General features: G+C 62.7%; 20 protein-coding genes and 1 tRNA gene. 11 read left to right on the top strand and 10 right to left on the bottom strand.

Features of this window, described 5'->3' with window-relative positions; all coding sequences use genetic code 11:
* Positions 1-90 precede the first annotated feature (90 nt).
* From C2846_RS09700 to C2846_RS09680, 5 genes are all read right to left on the bottom strand, one after another.
* Positions 91-166: transfer RNA gene (locus C2846_RS09700), tRNA-Phe, on the bottom strand.
* An 86-nt stretch (positions 167-252) separates the two neighbouring features.
* Positions 253-525 (bottom strand): oxidative damage protection protein, encoded by a 273-nt coding sequence (locus C2846_RS09695; protein ID WP_080049282.1) that lies wholly within the window; start codon positions 523-525, stop codon positions 253-255.
* Between the two features lie 13 nt (positions 526-538).
* Entirely contained in the window at positions 539-1,594 is a 1,056-nt protein-coding gene (gene mutY / locus C2846_RS09690; RefSeq protein ID WP_080049281.1) for an A/G-specific adenine glycosylase, read from the bottom strand.
* Positions 1,591-3,780 (bottom strand): AsmA family protein, encoded by a 2,190-nt coding sequence (locus C2846_RS09685; protein ID WP_165443799.1) that lies wholly within the window; start codon positions 3,778-3,780, stop codon positions 1,591-1,593. The genes mutY and C2846_RS09685 overlap by 4 nt, the downstream gene beginning before the upstream one ends.
* A 206-nt stretch (positions 3,781-3,986) precedes the next feature.
* Positions 3,987-5,096 (bottom strand): NAD(P)/FAD-dependent oxidoreductase, encoded by a 1,110-nt coding sequence (locus tag C2846_RS09680; RefSeq protein ID WP_119701340.1) that lies wholly within the window; start codon positions 5,094-5,096, stop codon positions 3,987-3,989.
* A gap of 111 nt (positions 5,097-5,207) precedes the next feature.
* Between C2846_RS09680 and hisB the strand changes: the two genes are divergently transcribed.
* The 4 genes from hisB (at position 5,208) to hisF (ending at position 8,229) form a co-directional block, all read left to right on the top strand.
* Entirely contained in the window at positions 5,208-5,801 is a 594-nt protein-coding gene (hisB, locus tag C2846_RS09675; protein WP_080049278.1) for an imidazoleglycerol-phosphate dehydratase HisB, read from the top strand.
* Positions 5,801-6,436 (top strand): imidazole glycerol phosphate synthase subunit HisH, encoded by a 636-nt coding sequence (gene hisH, locus C2846_RS09670; RefSeq protein ID WP_119701339.1) that lies wholly within the window; start codon positions 5,801-5,803, stop codon positions 6,434-6,436. The genes hisB and hisH overlap by 1 nt, the downstream gene beginning before the upstream one ends.
* A 50-nt stretch (positions 6,437-6,486) precedes the next feature.
* On the top strand, positions 6,487-7,224 hold the full coding sequence (gene hisA, locus C2846_RS09665; RefSeq protein WP_119701338.1) for a 1-(5-phosphoribosyl)-5-[(5-phosphoribosylamino)methylideneamino]imidazole-4-carboxamide isomerase: 738 nt from the start codon (positions 6,487-6,489) through the stop codon (positions 7,222-7,224).
* 231 nt (positions 7,225-7,455) lie between these two features.
* A complete protein-coding gene (gene hisF, locus C2846_RS09660; protein WP_080049275.1) occupies positions 7,456-8,229 on the top strand; it encodes an imidazole glycerol phosphate synthase subunit HisF in 774 nt (257 codons plus the stop codon).
* 36 nt (positions 8,230-8,265) lie between these two features.
* Here the strand turns inward: hisF and C2846_RS09655 are convergent, their stop codons facing one another.
* Genes C2846_RS09655 through gpmI form a run of 4 tightly spaced genes read right to left on the bottom strand, consistent with a single transcriptional unit; the run spans position 8,266 to position 13,210 of the window.
* Positions 8,266-9,171, bottom strand: a complete 906-nt coding sequence (locus C2846_RS09655; RefSeq protein WP_119701337.1) for a divergent polysaccharide deacetylase family protein — start codon at positions 9,169-9,171, stop codon at positions 8,266-8,268.
* On the bottom strand, positions 9,168-10,445 hold the full coding sequence (locus C2846_RS09650; RefSeq protein ID WP_420849036.1) for a S41 family peptidase: 1,278 nt from the start codon (positions 10,443-10,445) through the stop codon (positions 9,168-9,170). Before C2846_RS09650 ends, C2846_RS09655 begins: the two co-directional genes overlap by 4 nt.
* Before the next feature lie 46 nt (positions 10,446-10,491).
* The gene (locus tag C2846_RS09645) at positions 10,492-11,661 is read right to left on the bottom strand and encodes a murein hydrolase activator EnvC family protein (protein WP_119701335.1); all 1,170 of its coding nucleotides are present in this window, start codon (positions 11,659-11,661) and stop codon (positions 10,492-10,494) included.
* Between the two features lie 10 nt (positions 11,662-11,671).
* The gene (gpmI, locus tag C2846_RS09640) at positions 11,672-13,210 is read right to left on the bottom strand and encodes a 2,3-bisphosphoglycerate-independent phosphoglycerate mutase (RefSeq protein ID WP_080049271.1); all 1,539 of its coding nucleotides are present in this window, start codon (positions 13,208-13,210) and stop codon (positions 11,672-11,674) included.
* A gap of 235 nt (positions 13,211-13,445) precedes the next feature.
* Between gpmI and C2846_RS09635 the strand changes: the two genes are divergently transcribed.
* The 6 genes from C2846_RS09635 to C2846_RS09610 all read left to right on the top strand — a co-directional run bounded on the left by C2846_RS09635 (position 13,446) and on the right by C2846_RS09610 (position 16,391).
* Entirely contained in the window at positions 13,446-13,868 is a 423-nt protein-coding gene (locus tag C2846_RS09635; protein WP_080049270.1) for a rhodanese-like domain-containing protein, read from the top strand.
* Between the two features lie 3 nt (positions 13,869-13,871).
* Positions 13,872-14,123 (top strand): glutaredoxin 3, encoded by a 252-nt coding sequence (gene grxC / locus C2846_RS09630; RefSeq protein WP_080049269.1) that lies wholly within the window; start codon positions 13,872-13,874, stop codon positions 14,121-14,123.
* Positions 14,124-14,167: 44 nt separating this feature from the next.
* A complete protein-coding gene (gene secB, locus C2846_RS09625; RefSeq protein ID WP_080049268.1) occupies positions 14,168-14,668 on the top strand; it encodes a protein-export chaperone SecB in 501 nt (166 codons plus the stop codon).
* Positions 14,669-14,795: 127 nt separating this feature from the next.
* On the top strand, positions 14,796-15,311 hold the full coding sequence (locus C2846_RS09620; RefSeq protein WP_080049267.1) for a disulfide bond formation protein B: 516 nt from the start codon (positions 14,796-14,798) through the stop codon (positions 15,309-15,311).
* A gap of 120 nt (positions 15,312-15,431) precedes the next feature.
* The gene (locus C2846_RS09615; protein WP_080049266.1) at positions 15,432-15,902 is read left to right on the top strand and encodes an Rsd/AlgQ family anti-sigma factor; all 471 of its coding nucleotides are present in this window, start codon (positions 15,432-15,434) and stop codon (positions 15,900-15,902) included.
* A gap of 15 nt (positions 15,903-15,917) precedes the next feature.
* Positions 15,918-16,391: a hypothetical protein gene (locus C2846_RS09610; RefSeq protein ID WP_080049265.1), complete on the top strand. Its 474-nt coding sequence runs from the start codon at positions 15,918-15,920 to the stop codon at positions 16,389-16,391.
* Between the two features lie 22 nt (positions 16,392-16,413).
* Here C2846_RS09610 and C2846_RS09605 read toward each other — a convergent pair whose 3' ends face one another.
* Complete coding sequence (locus tag C2846_RS09605) at positions 16,414-16,878, bottom strand: TIGR02444 family protein (RefSeq protein ID WP_119701334.1); 465 nt, start codon at positions 16,876-16,878, stop codon at positions 16,414-16,416.
* Between the two features lie 51 nt (positions 16,879-16,929).
* Here C2846_RS09605 and C2846_RS09600 point away from each other — a divergent pair, with 51 nt between their 5' ends.
* A complete protein-coding gene (locus tag C2846_RS09600; protein ID WP_119701333.1) occupies positions 16,930-18,843 on the top strand; it encodes an ATP-binding cassette domain-containing protein in 1,914 nt (637 codons plus the stop codon).
* The last annotated feature ends 2 nt before the right edge of the window (positions 18,844-18,845 follow it).

Genomic DNA, 18,845 nt, shown 5'->3' with positions numbered 1-18,845 from the left:
GTCTTTCCAGATTAAACAGGCCAGCATGGTGAACGCTGATCCATGGCAATAAAAAAAGCCCGCTGGCAAGGCCAGCGGGCTTTTTAATCATGGTGCCCAGGGACGGAATCGAACCGCCGACACGGGGATTTTCAATCCCCTGCTCTACCAACTGAGCTACCTGGGCGACAGGGCCGCTATTAAACGGTTTATGCTTAGAACTGTCAAGCGGGCCGGACAAAAATATTTTATTTTTTCAGCCGCTTAGCAGAATCACTCGGTTGGCGGCACATAGCCCTCAGCCTGGGCGTACTCTTCCCCGGACAGGAATTTCTCCATCTCCTGCTGGATGAACTTGCGATCCTCCGGATCCATCATGTTCAGCCGCCGCTCGTTGATCAGCATGGTCTGATGGGCGGTCCACTCGTCCCAGGCACGCTTGGACACGTCCTGATAGATTGCCTCGCCCTTGGGCCCTGGATACGGCGGCCGGTCCAGACCCGGCAGCTCCTGCTTGTATTTGCGGCACATCACGGTGCGTGTCATGTGAAGACTCCTCTCAAGCCTTGTCGATCAGCGGGGCGACCCGTTTGAGCAGTTTCTTGACCGGTGCGGCCAGGCCCAGGCGGGACGGTTGGCGCAGGTTATACCAGACCTGCCCGCCCTCGGCCACGCCAGCGCCAGGCCCGACCTGCAACAACAGAGGCTGTATATCCAGGTGGAAATGACTGAAGGTGTGGCGCAGCGGCTCCAGCACCGCAGGCTCACCAGCCTGCCAGCCACGTTGCTGGAGCCAGTCAGCCAACTGTGCACCATCATCGAGCTGAGGCGGGCACCAAAGCCCACCCCAGAGCCCCGAATCGGGGCGTCGCTCAAGCCAGATGTCACCACCCGAATTGACCAGCAGCGGCATTACACATTGGCGCACCGGCAATGCCTTGCGCGGCTTGGAGTGCGGATAAGCCGTAGGCTGACCAAGCACTCGGGCCTGACAGCCAGCTTGCAGCGGACACACTAGGCACATCGGCTTGCTGCGGGTACAGAGCGTGGCCCCCAGATCCATCATCGCCTGGGTGTAGTGATTGACCCGTTGCTGCGGCGTATAGCGTTCGGCCAACTGCCACAACTGGGCCTGCACCCGGGTTTCACCAGGCCAACCCTCGACCGCGTGATAACGCGCCAGCACCCGCTTGACGTTGCCGTCCAGAATCGGCGCGCGCAACCCCATGCTCAGGCTGGCGATGGCGCCGGCCGTGGAGCGGCCGATCCCCGGCAGCTCAGTCAGGGCCTCCAGGTCGTGCGGAAACACGCCGTCATGCTGCTGCACCACCAGCTGCGCGGCCTTGTGCAGGTTACGCGCCCGACTGTAGTAGCCAAGCCCGGTCCACAGATGCAGCACCTCGTCAGCCGGCGCGGCGGCCAGGGCGAACACATCCGGCAGCACCTGCATGAAGCGCTCGAAATAGGGGATCACCGTCGCCACCTGGGTCTGCTGCAGCATGATCTCCGACACCCAGACCCGATACGGGGTAATCCCCTGCTGCCAGGGCAGATCCTTGCGCCCGTGGCTGTCGTACCACTGCAATACCGCCTGGGAAAAAGCTTCAGGACTCACCGGTTGAACAGCCCGCGAATGGTCTCGCGCACGGCCGGGGCCTGATCGCCCAGGCGCTCCTGCAGACGCTCCTCAACCTTGCGCTGTGCCTCACTGCCCACCAACCGGGCAGCAATCTGGGCCACACCATCGGTATCCACGTTGCAACTGCTGGCGGCATTATGCAGATAGCCACGGCAGCGCACTGGCCACTCGATGCCAACATAGCGCTGATTGACCTGGCAGGCCGGATCCGGCATTTCCCGGGTATCGCCCTCCAGCAACAGCCCCAGGCGATAGTCCAGACGCTGCGGCGGCAGATCGATATCGCCCCGGCCCTTGACCTGGATACCCGGCAGCGCGGCGACCAGATCATCACCGCTGACCTTACCGCTGACGATCCGGAAGCTGCCGTTCAGGCTGCGGAACGGGGTATCTTCGCTGCCATGCGCTTCGCTCAGACTGCGCCGGTTGGCCAGGGCAATGGCCCGGCACAACTGCTGCTCAAGATTGACCCCGAGCAGAGCACCGTCGCTGACACTGAAACGGGCATTACCGTTCATGGTTTCGATCCAGCGCTTGATGCTGTTGCCGCTTGAGCGCGCCTCAAGGGTCAGGTCCAGCCGGCCGCGAAACTGTTCGGCGACCTCATAGGCACGTTGCACCGCCAGCGAGTCCATACCGGTCAACTGCTTGCTGACACTCAGGCTGACCGGCGTCTGGCGGGTATCGATCTCAGCCGAAGCCTTGAACTGGCCACCAAACACCCCGCCCTCAAGATTATTCAACCGGACCCGGCCATTGCGGGCCACCACAGCCGCCTTGAACGGCGCGATATCCAGCTCGGTCAGACGCACCTGCTGCAGATCCAGGCTGCCATCGACATCCAGCCGCGCCAGCAACTCAAGCGGCAATACCGGCTCATCGCTCCAGGGCTCGGGCTCAGCCGTCGAACTGCTGCCACCCGGGCGTCCGGCCGGGGCCGCCGAGGTTGTGGGCTTCTCACTCGGCGGCAGGTAGTTGTCGATATTCAACTGGTTGCCCGTCAGTTGAAAGCGCAGGGCCTGCCGCTCGAAGTCAGCTACTCCCAAACTGCCACTGAGTTCGGTGCCATCGAGCACCAGCTTGAGCTGCTCCAGCATCAGGCTGTTGCTGCTGCCATTGAGTCGTGCAGTCAGAGCCACTTTTTCCAGTGCTCGCGGGTCGGCAGTTTCCGGCACCTCCTGGCCGAGCGAGCGCAGCAACTCGCGGGCATTGAATTCGGCCACATCGAGCTGGCCACCGAGCTTCAAGGCTTTGTCCAGCTCACTGGCCCGCAGTTGCCCGGTGGCGCGCATGTCGGCCAGGCTCAGGCGCATCTGGTTCAGCTCCGCCACCTGGGCAGCCAGGTCGACCAGCGCATCACCCTGCAACTGCAGACTGACCGCCCGCCCGGAGAACGGCTCACCACTGGCGTCGATCTTGAGATTAAGCGCCTCAAGCTGGTAACGCTTGAGCCCCAGATCGAACTGCGCTACCCCCTTGAGATCGATGCGGGTGCGCATGACCGGCTGCTCGGTGAGCATCAGCCCAAGAAAGGCCAGATCGAACGGCTGACCTTCGACCAGTGCCCCGGTACTCAGGTTGACATCCTCGAACTGCAGGCGCTCACCACTCTGGCGGTCTTCGTAGTGAATCCGCGCATTGGTAATGCGCACACTTTCGATGGAAATATCCAGCTCGCCTGCAGTGGTCTGCGGCGCTGGCTGACGGGCTGGCGGCTCGGTCTCGGCTGGCGGTTGTGGCGTGCGCGCGGGCGACTCGGCCGACTGACCGATGGACTCCCAGTTGCCCTTGCCGTCGGCATCCTTGATCAGATTGAGACTGACGCTGTCGAGGATCACGTCGCTCATACGCAACTGCCGACGCAGCAGCGGCAGAACTTCAACGCCCAGCCCCAGTGAACCAACCTGGGCCAAGGGCTGATCAGGATCATGCAACGGCGCAACGCCAACATCCTTGAGCTCGATACCCAGCCAGGGGAACAGCGACCAGCCAATATCTCCGCCCAGGGTCAGCTCGACACTGGCCTTGTCCCGTGCGGCTTGCTGGATGTGTTCCTTGTAGTCGTTCGGGTCGAACATCCGGGTCAGGAAAAACAGAATCCCGACCGCCAGTACCACTACCCCGAACACCACCAGACCTATCAGTTTGGCCAGCGACTTCATCGCTCTCTCCTTGGTTGCTAGGTAAACACTGACTCGATGAGTTCCGTGTTGGCTCAGTTGCCGCTGACCTGTTCTGGACACGCCGTGAACCCGTCCCTGGGGGCTCGTAGATGCCATCCCTGGCATCTAACGGTCCAGAACAGGTCAGCGGCAACCGAGCTAAATTGACTTTCGTGCAGCTATGTTTGCTTTAGATTCAGCCTAGCTTAAAGCCTGCCGAGCCGGACCGCGACCTCATTGGCGATGGCCAGGCTGGCGGTCAGCCCCGGTGACTCGATACCGAACAGGTTGATCAGCCCGGCCAGGCCATGCTCGGCAGGACCTTGGAGAATGAAATCGGCAGCCGGTTCCCCGGCCCCGGACAGCTTGGCGCGGACACCGGCATAACCCGGCTGCAGGCGCTCGGCCTGGCAGCCAGGCCAATAGCGCTGCACGGCCCTGGCAAACTGCTCGCGCAGCTGCGGATCAACCCGATAATCAAGGCTATCGACATAGCGCACATCCGGGCCGAAACGCAGTTGCCCGCCCAGATCCAGCGTCGCATGCACCCCCAGCCCGGCGGTGTTGACCTCTGGCATTGGATAGACCAGATGACGAAAGGGTGAACGGCCGCTGTAACTGAAATAACGCCCCTGACACAGGTGCAAGGCCGGTACGGTTCGCAGCTCGACGTCAATGCTCCGAGTCAGCGCCTGGGCAAAGATCCCGGCACTGTTGATCAGCCAGCGACAGCGCAGGCTAAAGGCCTGGCCTGCGCTGTCGCCCTCAACCTGCCAGCCATCTGCCTGAGGGTGCAAGCGTCTGACCTCGGTATTAAGGCTCAGTTGACCACCGCCTTGCTGCAGTGCAGTCTCGAACGACTGCAACAGGGCGTGACTGTCGATGATGCCGGTCAGCGGCGAAAACAACCCAGCCACCGCCCGCAATTCCGGTTCCAGCGCCAGCACCTCGGCACCGCTCAGCGCTTGCAGCTCGACTCCGTTGGCCCGCGCATTGGCCTGCAGCCGCGCCAACGCCGGACACTCGTTCTCCTCAACCGCCACCAGCAGCTTGCCGATCCGCTGATGCTCCACCCCACGCTCGATACACCAGGCATACAGCAGATCACGCCCCTCGCGGCACAAGCGGGCCTTGAGCGAACCTGGCGGGTAGTAGATCCCGGCATGGATCACCTCGCTGTTGCGACTAGAGGCGTGCTGCCCCGGCCAGGGCTCACGCTCCAGCACCAGCACCTCGCGCCCAGCAGCAGCCAGGCACTGGGCAATCGCCAACCCGACCACCCCGGCTCCCACTACCACCACCTCGACATCCACCATTGGTCTGCTCTGTCCCCCTGATAGTCAATCCTGATCGGCCCGCCAGTAGCCCCTATCCGGCGCAAACCGTATAATGCACGCCCTTGATAGATTATTCAGCGGAGAACTGCCATGGCTGAGCGTAAGGCCAGCGTCGAGCGCAATACCCTGGAAACCCAGGTCAAGGTGTCCATCAACCTCGATGGCACCGGCCAGGCGGACCTGGATATCGGCGTGCCCTTCCTTGAGCACATGCTCGACCAGATCGCCCGACACGGTCTGATCGACCTCAACATCCACTGCCGCGGCGACCTGCACATCGACGATCACCACACCGTCGAGGACGTCGGCATCACCCTCGGCCAGGCCTTCGCCAAGGCAATCGGTGACAAGAAGGGCATCTGCCGCTACGGCCACAGTTATGTGCCGCTGGACGAGGCGCTGTCACGCGTGGTGATCGATTTCTCCGGTCGCCCCGGCCTGCACATGCATGTGCCCTATACCCGTGCCACCGTCGGCGGCTTCGATGTCGATCTGTTCATGGAATTCTTCCAGGGATTCGTCAATCACGCCCAGGCGACTCTGCACATCGACAATCTGAAGGGGGTCAACACCCACCACCAGATCGAGACGGTGTTCAAGGCCTTTGGCCGGGCGCTGCGCATGGCCCTGGAACTGGACCCGCGCATGAGTGGCATGATGCCTTCGACCAAGGGCTGCCTCTGATGTCCGTGGTTGCCGTTATCGACTATGGCATGGGCAATCTGCACTCGGTCGCCAAGGCGCTGGAGCATGTCGGTGCCCGCCAGGTCGAAGTGACCAGCGATGCCGAACGGATTCTCGCCGCCGACCGGGTGATCCTGCCCGGCGTCGGTGCCATTCGTGATTGCGTGAGCGAACTGCGCCAGCTCGGCCTGGATCAGGTCGTGCGCCAGGTCGCCGCCGACAAGCCCCTGCTCGGCATCTGTGTCGGCATGCAAATGCTGCTCGAACACAGCGAAGAGAATGGCGGCGTCGACGCCCTCGGGCTGTTCCCCGGCCAGGTACGGTTTTTCGGTGACGAACTGCGCGAGGCCGACGGCCAGCGCCTGAAAGTGCCACACATGGGCTGGAATCAGGTCAAGCAGACCATCGACCACCCGCTGTGGCACCGCATCGAGCAGGACGCGCGTTTCTACTTCGTCCACAGTTTCTACGCCGACCCGGGCAAGCACGTCGCCGGGCGTTGCCACTACGGGGTCGACTTCGCCGCCGCCGTGGCCGACGATAATGTCTTCGCCACCCAGTTCCACCCGGAAAAAAGCCATACCAATGGCCTGCAACTGCTGCAGAACTTTCTGGCCTGGGACGGGCGCTGGTAATAACCCGAGCTGCGAGCCGTACGCTCACGCTGTTTCCAAAGGAAAAACTGATGCTGATCATCCCCGCTATCGACCTCAAAGACGGCGCCTGTGTACGCCTGCGCCAGGGCCTGATGGACGATGCCACGGTGTTCTCCAACGACCCGGTCGCGATGGCCGCCAAATGGGTAGACGCCGGCTGCCGGCGCCTGCACCTGGTCGATCTGAACGGCGCCTTCGAGGGCAAGCCGGTCAACGGTGAGGCGGTCACCGCCATCGCCCGGCGCTACCCGAATCTGCCGATCCAGATCGGCGGTGGCATCCGCTCGCTGGAAACCATTGAGGAATACGTCAAGGCCGGAGTCAGCTACGTGATCATCGGCACCAAGGCGGTCAAGCAGCCGGAATTCGTTGGCGAGGCCTGCCGCGCCTTCCCCGGCAAGGTGATCGTCGGCCTGGACGCCAAAGACGGCTTTGTCGCCACCGATGGCTGGGCCGAAGTCAGCAGCATTCAGGTCATCGATCTGGCCAAGCGTTTCGAAGCCGATGGCGTGTCCGCGATTGTCTACACCGACATCGCCAAAGACGGCATGATGCAGGGCTGCAATGTCGAGGCCACCGCCGCGCTGGCCAATGCCACCTCGATTCCGGTGATCGCCTCCGGCGGCATCCACAATCTTGGCGACATCCAGACCCTGCTCGACGCCCACGCCCCCGGCATCATCGGCGCCATCACCGGCCGCGCCATCTACGAAGGCACGCTGGATGTGGCCGAGGCGCAGGCCCTGTGCGACCGCGCGCAGGGCTGAACAGCCTCAGCCGCCCCAGGCCGTCATTGCGAGCCGAAAGCATGGCACCCGCCAACGTCATGCGAGCCGAAGGCCGGCACTCGGTAACGTCATTGCGAGCCGAAGGCGCGGCAATCCATGCGACCCTGGCAGCACAGACATGGATTGCCACGTCGCTGATGCGCCTCGCAATGACGCCATGCCGGACAGCCGCCAACTGTAGAATCAACCTTCTCACCCCGGAGAACTGCAATGCCCCTGGCCAAACGCATCATCCCCTGCCTCGATGTCGACAACGGTCGCGTGGTCAAGGGCGTCAAGTTCGAGAATATCCGCGATGCCGGTGACCCGGTTGAGATCGCCCGGCGCTACAACGAGCAGGGTGCCGACGAGATCACCTTCCTCGACATCACCGCCAGCCACCAGGAACGCGATACCACCCTGCACACGGTCGAGCGCATGGCCAGCCAGGTGTTCATTCCGCTGACCGTCGGCGGCGGCGTGCGCACCGTGCAGGACATCCGCAACCTGCTTAACGCCGGCGCCGACAAGGTCTCGATCAACACTGCGGCGGTATTCAACCCGGAGTTCGTTGGCGAGGCTGCCGACCGCTTCGGCTCACAGTGCATCGTGGTAGCCATTGACGCCAAGCGGGTTTCGGCCGACGGCGAGCCCGGGCGCTGGGAAATCTTCACCCATGGCGGGCGCAAGCCGACCGGTCTGGATGCCGTGGCCTGGGCCAAGAAGATGGAGGATCTGGGCGCCGGCGAAATCCTGCTCACCAGCATGGATCAGGACGGGGTCAAGAGCGGCTACGATCTGGGCGTGACCCGCGCCATCAGCGATACGCTGCACATCCCGGTGATCGCCTCGGGCGGGGTCGGCAACCTCCAGCATCTGGCGGACGGCGTACTGCAGGGCGGCGCCGATGCGGTACTGGCGGCGAGCATCTTCCACTTTGGCGAATACAGCATCGCCGAAGCCAAGGCCTATATGGCGGCACGCGGCATCGAAATGCGCCTGTAACCGGACCAGGCGGTATCGTCCACGGCGATACCGCTCTCAGCGCGCGTACTTGCGCGCTAAAAGCTCCTCAACACCAACCACCCGCACCCCTTCACGCGCTTCCAGTTCCGGCAATACCCGCTCCAGATAATCCAGGGTTTCCGGGTAGGGATGCCCGATCAGCAGCGCCTGACCATTCTGCCGAGCTAGCCGCAGCCCCTGCTCAAAGGCCGCGGCAATCGCCTGAGGCTCACGCACATGATCGAGAAACTGATCACGCGACAGATGGCGTACACCGGCCGCTTCGGCAGCAAACGCCGCCTGGGTCGCGGCGGTGGTACGGCTATCAATGAAGAACAACTGACGCCCCTGCAGATGATGCATAAGCCGGTCCATCGGCTCACGCTCGGCAGTCAGACGGCTGCCCATGTGGTTGTTGAGCCCCTGAATCGGCACAAAGCTGTTGAGGTTGTCGCGCAGCACCCGGTCAAACTCTTCCTCGGGCATACCGCTGTAGAGACCACCCGGGCCGATATCCAGCCCGGCGCCGTTTTCCATCGGCTGATGCAGCATGACCGTGCGCCCGGCCTCGGCGGCTTCCTGCGCCAGCCGCTGGGCAAACTGGGTATGCGGCAAAATCGCGAGGGCGATTGGTACCGGCATATCGATGATCCGCCGGCCCTGGGCATAAGCATGACCAACATCGTCGATAATGATAGCCAGCACAGGACCGGGATCAGGCAGCACTGGAGCCAACACCTCGGCTGGCCGCTCGGGCCAGCCCGCATGCTCGATAGCCATCCAGTCAGCGCTATCGCCGCGACCAGCAAGCGCTGGCGGTGGCGACTCTTGCAGCTCAATCTGCAGTTCCGTCTCAGCGTCGCGGGCTGGTATCTCGGCAGGGGCAGGCGCGTCCGAGCAGGCTGCCAGCAGAGCCAGCAGCCCGAACAGCAACAGCCTCATTGACGACTGCGGGTGATATTCAAGCCTTTGAGCAGATTCAGGGCCTGACTGAGTTGATAATCGGTATCCTGGCGCCGCTCACTGCGCTCGGCCTGCACCTGCCGGGTAGTGCGCTCCTCGCCGTTGATGTTGCCCAGGTGGCGCTGCAGGTCAGCCTCGCGATAACCGGCCTCCTCCCGCTCCTGAGTAACCCGGCCGCGCTCGACATGGATATCCGGCACGATGCCCTGGGCCTGGATCGAGCGACCATTGGGGGTGTAATACAGCGCGGTGGTCAGCTTCAGCGCCCGGTCATTGTTCAGCGGCAACACCGTCTGAACCGAACCCTTGCCGAAGCTGTCGGTACCCATGATCACCGCCCGGGCGTGATCCTGCAGGGCGCCGGCGACGATTTCCGAGGCCGAGGCCGAGCCACCATTGATCAGCACCACCAGCGGTACGCCGCGACTGGGATTGTTGCTGGTGGCACTGAAGCGCATCTCGGCATTGCTCAGACGTCCCTGGGTATAGACGATCAGGCCCTGATCGAGAAAGCTGTCAGCCACCTCGACCGCCGACTGCAGCACCCCGCCAGGGTTGTTGCGCAGATCCAGCACCAGTCCCTTGAGCTCGCCATTGGGGTTGAGACTGCCCAGGCTGCGACGCACCTCATCGCCGGTATTGTTCTGGAACTGGGTGATACGCAAATAGGCATAACCGGACTCCAGCTCCTCGGAACGCACACTGGCAACCCGGATCACCGCCCGGGTCAGCTCCACCTCGAACGGGCTACCGGTGCCGCGCACCAGGGTCAGGGTGACCTTGGAGCCGGCTTCGCCGCGCATCAGGTTGACCGCATCGACCAGACTCATGCCCTTGACCGGCTGATCGTCGATCTTGATGATCAGATCACCCGCCTCAATCCCGGCACGGGCCGCCGGCGTATCGTCAATCGGCGAAATAACCCGAATGAAGCCGTCCTCCTGTCCGATCTCGATGCCCAGCCCGCCAAACTGCCCGGTCGTGCTGTCCTGCAGGCCCTGGAAGGCCTCCGGCTCCAGGTAAGCCGAATGCGGATCAAGCCCTTCAAGCATGCCGCGAATGGCGTTCTCCAGCAGCGTGGCGTCGTCCACCGGTTCAACATAGGCGCTACGAATCCGGTCCAGCACCTCGGCAAAGGTACGCAGCTCATTGAGCGGCAACGGCGCCGCCGACTCCTGTCCCTGGGCCTGGAGTGAGGCCACGCCAAGCGCCAGGCTCAAGCCGGCAGCGAACAGGGTACGCACAACGGTCATCATCTTCTCCCAAGGCACTGTTAGCGGGGAACATTCACAGCCCGCTTTATCCAGACAGCATACACCACGCCAGCGGGTCAAGGGCGCGGCCCTGGTGGCGAATGGCAAAATACAGCGCCGGGCTCGACTGCCCGCCACTGCGCCCCACGGTAGCAATCGCTTCACCGGGCTGAACCCAGCTGCCAACCTCGCGCAGCAGGCTCTGGTTATGTCCATATAGACTCAGATAACCGTCGCCGTGATCCAGGATCAGCAACAGCCCGGAGCCCCGCAGCCAGTCGGCGAACACCACCCGGCCACCATGAATGGCATGTACCGGTGCGCCCTCGTTGGCACCGATCAGCAGGCCATCCCATTTAAGCCGGGCGTCCTCGCCACGCTGACTGCCGAAACGAGCCTGAACTTGCCCCTGTACCGGCAGTGGCAGCTTGCCGCGCGCCTGGGCGAAAGGCAGGTTGCCGGCGGGCGTAGGGATACTGGTGACCGCTTCGTCCAAACGCTTGATCAGATTGGTCAAAGCCTCACGCTCGGCCTCGCGGTTTTTGAGCTGCTCGCTCTGCGACTGACTGCGACTGCGCAACCCGGCCAGCGCCCGGTTACGATTCTGCTGCTCGCCCTGCAGCGCCTGCTCGCGACTGGCCAGTTGCTCACGGTTCTGCTGCAGACCGGCCTGCTCGGAGGCAATCGCGGCACTGGCCTGACGGATCTGGGTCAGGGTGTCGGTGTAGCGCTCGATCTCATCGACCCGGGCCCGGCCGACATATTCGTAATAGCGCAGCATCCGCGCCATCCGCGCCGGATCGTCCTGATTGAGCATAACCTTGAGGTAATCCTGCTGGCCGGCCATGTAGGCAGCCCGTAGCTGCCTGGCAATCTGTTCTTGCTGGGCCTCCAGCGCCACCTGCAGGGCCGCGGCCTGGCCGCGCAGGTCACGCAGCCGGCTTTCACCTTCGCGAATCTGGCGCTCCAGTTCACCGCTTTCGCGCCGCAGCCGGCCAATTTCGCTCTCGCTCTTCTGCAGATCCGCTTCCAGCCCGCCCATTTCCTGCTTCAGGCTGTCCAGCATTTTCTTCAGCCGGTCGATCTCCTGCTGGGTCTGACGCAGCTCGGCCCGGGCCTCGCGCGAATCGCTCGGCTCAGCCTGCAGCGCTGGCGCGCCGACCAGTGCTGCCAGCAGCAACGCTACCCCAATACGCCAGCACCATGGCCTCAGCATACGCGCAGGCTCAATTCAGACTGGCGATCGAGCGGCCAGTCATCTCCGGCGGCTGCTCCAGCCCGAGCAGGGTCAGTACGGTGGGCGCCACATCCGAGAGGATGCCACCATCACGCAGGCTGACCTGACGCGGACCAACATAGACAAACGGCACCGGCTCACAGGTATGCGCGGTATGGGCCTGACCAGTACTGTGGTCAGCCATCTGCTCAACATTGCCATGATCAGCGGTAATCAGCGCCTCGCCACCGACCTTGGCCAGCGCCTCAGCAATGCGACCAATGCAGCCATCCAGGCACTCGACCGCCGCTACCGCTGCCTCGAACACCCCGGTATGGCCAACCATGTCGCCGTTGGCATAGTTGACGATGATCACATCGTAACGCTGTTGTTCGATGGCCTCGACGATCCGGTCGGTAACTTCCGGCGCACTCATCTGCGGCTGCAGGTCATAGGTAGCGACCTGTGGCGAGGGAATCAGGATCCGCTCTTCACCTTCGAACGGCTCTTCGCGGCCACCGGAGAAGAAGAAGGTGACGTGCGCGTACTTTTCGGTTTCAGCAATCCTCAGCTGGGTCTTGCCCTGCTTGGCCAGATACTCGCCCAGCACATTGTTGAGGCTGGCCGGCGGGAAGGCACAAGGCGCCGGAATATCGGCGGCATACTGGGTCAGCATGACGAACCCCGACAGTTGCGGCACCCGGGCGCGCTCGAAACCAGAGAACGCCGGCTCAACGAAGGCCCGGGTCAGTTCACGGGCCCGGTCGGCCCGGAAGTTCATGAACACGACTGCATCGCCATCGGCCACCGCGACTGGCTCACCGATACTGGTGGCCTTGACGAACTCGTCGCTTTCACCGCGTTCATAGGCGGCCATCAAACCATCGACGGCATTGGCCGCAGTGAATTCAGCCTTGCCATCGACGATCAGGTTGTAAGCCGCCTCGACCCGATCCCAGCGGTTGTCGCGGTCCATTGCGAAATAGCGGCCGATCAGACTGGCAGTGCGGCCCTTGCCCAGGCGCTGGTAGGTGTTGTCGAGCAGGTGCAGTGAAGGCTCGGCACTCTTGGGCGGGGTGTCGCGGCCGTCAAGAAAGGCATGTACGTAAATCTGCTCGGCACCGCGCTGAGCCGCCAGCTCAACCATCGCCACCAGTTGCTGTTCATGGCTGTGCACGCCGCCCGGCGACAACAGCCCAAGCACATGCACGGCATTGCCACCGGCTACCGCCTGATCGACCGCCGCGCAAATCTGCGGGTTGCTGAAGAAGTCGCCATCGGCAATCGCCTTGGTCACCCGGGTAAAGTCCTGGTAGACGATGCGTCCGGCACCCAGGTTCATGTGACCGACTTCCGAGTTGCCCATCTGCCCGTCCGGCAGACCCACATCCATTCCCGACCCCGAAACCAGGGTGCGTGGAGCTTCAGCCCAAAGCCGATCCCAGACTGGGGTAGTGGCAGCCATGATGGCGTTCGACTCGGGCGACTCGCTGTAGCCAAAGCCATCCAGGATCATCAGCACCAGGGGTTTGGGGGCAACTGTGGTCATAAGGACTCAACTCGCAGATCATTAACTGAAAACGGGATGCGGGCCCGCACTCGGGACGGCCCGCCGGATTGGCCACAGTTTACTTGTCCGCATGCGGCCTGTCATGCAGCCCAGCCAATAGGGCTTATGCAGCCAGTCAATCGACACAGTCCGGCAAGCCCGGGAGCAAAGGTTCTGCACAACGTACAGGCTGTGTATACTGGCCCACTTTCTTATTCATCCGGAAACCTCTTCAATGCAGTTTTTTCAGCAACTTATCGAGTTCATCGGCAACCATTACATTCTGACCACCGCCTTTCTGGTAGTACTGACCCTGCTGATCGTCACCGAAGGGCGCAAGGCCGGCAAAGTGCTGACCACCCAGCAGGCTACTGCGCTGATCAACCGCGAACATGCCCTGGTGGTCGATGTGCGGGCGAAAAAGGAATACTCCGCTGGCCATATCGTCGATTCGCTCAACATTCCGCATGACAGCCTGGCCAAGCGCCTGGTTGAGCTGGAAAAACACAAGGACAAACCGCTGATCCTGGTCTGCGCCAACGGCCAGCATGCCGGCCCGTGCGCCAAACAGCTCAAGGCCGCCGGCTTCAACAATGTCAGCCGGCTGTCCGGCGGCATCAGCGGCTGGCGCGCCGACAGTCTGCCTCTGGTCAAGTAAGCCATGTCCGACGTGATCATCTATTCGAGCAACTATTGCCCGTTCTGCATCCGCGCCAAGCAGTTGCTCGACAGCAAGCAGGTGCAATATCAGGAAATCATCGTCGATGGCCAGCCGGCGCTACGCGCCGAGATGGCACGCCTGGCCGGGCGGACATCAGTGCCGCAGATCTGGATCAAGGGCACCCATGTCGGCGGCTGCGATGATCTGATGCTGCTTGAGCGCAGTGGCAGACTTGATAAGCTGCTGGCCTGACCCCAGATACACTAACCAACACACAATCGTATTAAGGACCGAACATGGCCGAGGAAAACCAGAACAATTCAGCCGCTAACGGCGCCCAGGGCAACCAGCCGCAGGTGCAGTTCAGCCTGCAGCGCATCTATGTCAAAGACCTGTCCTTCGAATCGCCCAAGGCCCCCGCCGTGTTCCAGAGCCAGTGGAACCCGCAGGTCAATCTGGACCTGAATACCCGTCACAATCAGTTGCAAGACGGCATCTTTGAGGTAGTTCTGAGCCTGTCGGCCACTGTCACCAATGGCGACAACAACGAAACCACCTTTATCGCCGAAGTTCAGCAGGCCGGCATCTTCGCCATCAGCGGCCTGGATGAAGCGGCCATGCGCCACACTCTGGGCGCCTTCTGCCCGAACATCCTGTTCCCCTACGCCCGCGAAGCGATCGACAATCTGGTCCTGCGTGGCAGCTTCCCTCCCCTGATGCTGTCACCGGTCAACTTCGACGCCCTGTTCGCCCAGGCCGAACAGCGCCGCCAGGCCGAGGAACAGGCCAACGCCTGATCGCCCCGACACGATTGACCGCACATGCGGTCAATCGTGTCCGAAAATGTGTCCTGAACGCATTCTTGTCACCTCGCCCGGCATGCTCTAAGGTATCCGCCAGCCCTCATACCAGACGGATGCACGCATGACCCTTCCCGCTTCACGCCCTCTCTATCTGCTGGCCTTCATCGCCTGCGTCCTGCTCATGGCCATTGCCCTGTACATGGAGCACGGCATGGGACTGGAGCCTTGCCCTCTGTGTATCGTGCAACGGGTAGCGGTAATTCTGATCGGCTTGGTCTGCCTGGCGGCAGTCATCCATAACCCCCAGCCCAAGGCCGATGGCCGGCGCCGCCTGGCCTCTCGCGGCTACGCCCTCGGCACGCTAGTGTTCGCACTGTTCGGCGCTGCCATCGCTGCTCGCCAGGTCTGGCTGCAGTACCTGCCGCCCGACCAGCTCCCGGCCTGCCTGCCCAGCCTGGACTACATGATTGACGTGTTGCCGTTTCAGGAAATGCTGAGCTTGCTGCTGAGCGGTACCGCTGACTGCGCCGAGGTTTCCTGGACTTTTCTCGGCCTGAGCATCCCCGAAGGCACGTTGCTGGGCTTCATTGCCTTCAGCCTGTTCGCACTGGTGCAACTGCTACGTCGCCAAGACTGACGTTCGTAGCTTGATGAGTGAGGCGCCAGGGCATATCCTGTTGCGACAGGTAGAAGAACAGCAAATCAACCCGGTCGGCCGACCTGCGGCCGACCGACCTTGAAGAGACCGAGGTGGAAGATGCTGGAGAGCTGCACTACATCCCAGGAACGCTGGGGCGGCGTTCATCAACTGATCGACCGCTGGCTCGCCGAGCGCAAGCAACTGGTGCTCGAATACACTACACTACGTGACCGCCCAGCCCCCGACCAGCACCCCGACCGCATTCTCGAGTCGTTCTGCGACATACTCGTTGACTACACCTCGGCTGGACATTTCGAAATCTACGAACAACTGATCCGCGAAGCCGAAGACTTCAATGACGAGGGCGCCCTGGCGCTGATCAAGCAGGTTTATCCCCGGATCGAAACCATCACCCGTACCGCCGTAGCCTTCAACGACCGTTTCGGCGATGCCGCGACCCTGGCTGAGGAAACCGAGCTGCAGAGCGAGTTACGCCAGCTCGGCGGGCTACTGCATGAGCGCTTCGAACTGGAGGACTGCCTGATCGAAGTGTTGCATACCGCCCACAAGGACATGCTGACCACCTGAGTGCAGGAGCACGCCGTGACCGAGCAAAGCAAAGGCCGTAAACCCCGGGTCAGCACCCCACTGCATCTGTTGCAGACCCTGACCCGTACTCTCAACGAACACCTGGCCGAGGCTTGCGAAAAGGCCGAGCGCGATGCCCGCAAGGCGCTGGAGAAGCTCAACCAGCAACACGCCAAGCTCGACGGCAAGCTGGCCGAAGCCCGGGAAAAGCTGGCCGAGCGCGAGCAGCAGGATGCCGGACGCAAGAGCCTGGACAAAGCCAGAACCAAAGTCGCCGAATTGCAGGCTGCACTGGATCAGTTGCACAGCTCACGCAGCGCCGCCGAGCAGTACACCCGGCAGTTGCAAAGCGACGTACGCCAGACCCTGCGCCTGGCCAAAAGCCTCGACCGGCTCGACACCCAGGTGACCCAGGCCATCGACAAGCGCGATGCTCCAGTCAAACCACGCCCCGCTCGCGCCGCGAAAAACCCCACGACAGCCGCCTGAGCGGTAGCCGCGCCTAGCCCGTCTAATCAGACAGCTCGCGGCACAACTCGGCCAGGCGCCACAACCGCGCCCGGTCGGGCTGTGATCCCTGAGCCTGACAACAAGCGTGCAACTGTGCCAGCCAGCATGGACTATCCACCCCCGGCAAGCTCTCCAGACTGGATGCCAAGCGCCGCAACTGCAGCCACTCGGCCTCCAGTTCACAAGCCTTGACCTGCGCTCGCAGCAACTCCGTTCCCGACTCACCCTTGAGCAAGCGCCGCAACTGACGCAGCGGTTCAATCAGTTCCTGGCGCCAGGGCTGACAGCGCCCAGCCAACGCAACCCAGTCCACCGCTGCCGGCGCAACACCTCGCGCACCCAACCAGCAGGCGCTAAGCAACAGCAATACATCCAGCCCCACCTCGTCCTGCAAGGCCAACAACAAGGGCTCAACCCCCTCGTGCTGATACAGCCTGACAGCATAGCCCTGCAAGTCATCCATCATCTCACCTCCGCTATAGGGCCTGCTTCACCACGCCTGATATACTCCGCGACCATGATCAAGATCGAAAACCTCATTCTTCAGCGCGGCGCCATGCGCCTGCTGGAAAACGCCAACCTGACCCTGCACGCCGGCCAGAAAATTGGCCTGCTCGGCACCAACGGTGCAGGCAAATCCAGCCTGTTCGCCCTGCTGCGCGGCGAACTGCACGCCGACGCTGGTGACTGTCAGGTCCCCGCCGACTGGCGGATCGCCCATATGCGCCAGGAAATCGAAGACCTGGAGCGCCTGGCGGTCGACTACGTGCTCGACGGCGACCAGCGCCTGCGCGATATTCAGCGCCGACTGACCGTCGCCGAACAGGCCCATGACGCCAACGCCCTCGGCACCCTGTATGCCGAACTGGAAGCCCATGGCGGTTACAGCGCTGACAGCCGGGCCCGCACCCTGTTGGCCGGCCTGGGCTTTACCCCAGCCCAGTGCGAAGCGCGCGTCGGCGAGTTTTCCGGTGGCTGGCAGATGCGTCTGAATCTAGCCCAGGCCCTGATGTGCCCCTCTGACCTGTTGCTGCTGGACGAGCCGACCAACCACCTGGATCTGGACGCGATTCTCTGGCTCGAAGACTGGCTCAAGGGCTACAGCGGCACCTTGCTGCTGATCTCCCATGACCGCGACTTCCTCGATGCCGTAGTCGAGCATATCGTGCATGTCGAATCCCGTCAGCTCAACCTCTACCGCGGCGGCTACAGCCAGTTTGAGCGCACCCGTGCCGAACGTCTCAGCCAGCAGCAGGCCGCGTTCGAGCAACAGCAGGCCCAACGAGCCCACATGCAAAGCTACATTGCCCGGTTCCGCGCCAAAGCCAGCAAGGCGCGCCAGGCGCAGAGCCGGCTCAAGGCCCTGGAGCGCATGGAGGCCCTGAGCCCGGCCCATATCGACTCACCGTTCGAGTTCAGCTTCCGCGAGGCCGACCAGCAGTCCACCCCGCTGCTAGACCTGCAGCAAGCCACTCTCGGCTATGGCGCCAAACCGATCCTCAGTGACGTCAAGCTGCAACTGGCGCCCGGTGCCCGGATCGGTGTGCTGGGCCCCAACGGCGCCGGCAAATCAACCCTGATCAAGACTCTGGCCGCCGAACTGCCGCTGCTGGCAGGCGAACTAAAGACCGGCGAGCACCTGGCCATCGGCTACTTCGCCCAGCATCAACTGGAAAGCCTGGACCCCGAGGCCAGTCCACTGCTGCATCTGGCTCGGATTGCGCCACAGGAACGTGAACAGAGCCTGCGCAACTTTCTCGGCGGTTTCGACTTTCGCGGCGAGCGCATCGATCAACCGGTCAGGCACTTCTCCGGCGGCGAAAAGGCCCGCCTGGCACTGGCCCTGATCGCCTGGCAAAAGCCCAACCTGCTGCTACTCGACGAACCGACCAACCACCTGGACATGGACATGCGCCATGCCCTGACCATCGCCCTGCAGGCATTCGAAGGCGCCATGCTGCTGGTCTCCCACGACCGCGCCCTGATCCGTGCCACCACCGACGAGCTGTGGCTAGTGGCCGATGGCAAGCTGCAAAACTACGACCAGGACCTGGACAGCTATACCCGCTGGCTGGCTCAGTTCCGCCAACAGCAGGCCAAAAACGCCCAGCCGGCCGAGACCGACAACCCGACAGCGCGCCAGGACCCCAAGGCCCTGCGCCGGCAGGCCGCCGAATTACGACAAAAGCTGGCGCCACTGAAGAAGTCCGCCGACCAGCTGGAAAAACAGCTGGGCCTGGCCCAGGAACGGATGCACGCGCTGGAGCAGGCGCTGGCTGACAGCAGCATCTACAGCGCCGACAACAAGGATAAGCTGAAAACCCTGCTGGCCGACCAGAGCGCCTGTCGCCAGCAAATCGACGAACTGGAACTGCAGTGGCTGGAAGCCCAGGAAGCCCTGGAAAGCCTGCAAGCCGAACTCAGCAGCTAAAG

Origin of the sequence: Pseudomonas jilinensis (assembly GCF_003586265.1) — a bacterium.
Taxonomy (GTDB): Bacteria; Pseudomonadota; Gammaproteobacteria; order Pseudomonadales; family Pseudomonadaceae; genus Halopseudomonas; species Halopseudomonas phragmitis.
The sequence above is the reverse complement of the archived record's forward strand: the minus strand, read 5'-3'. Positions and strand labels throughout refer to the sequence as shown.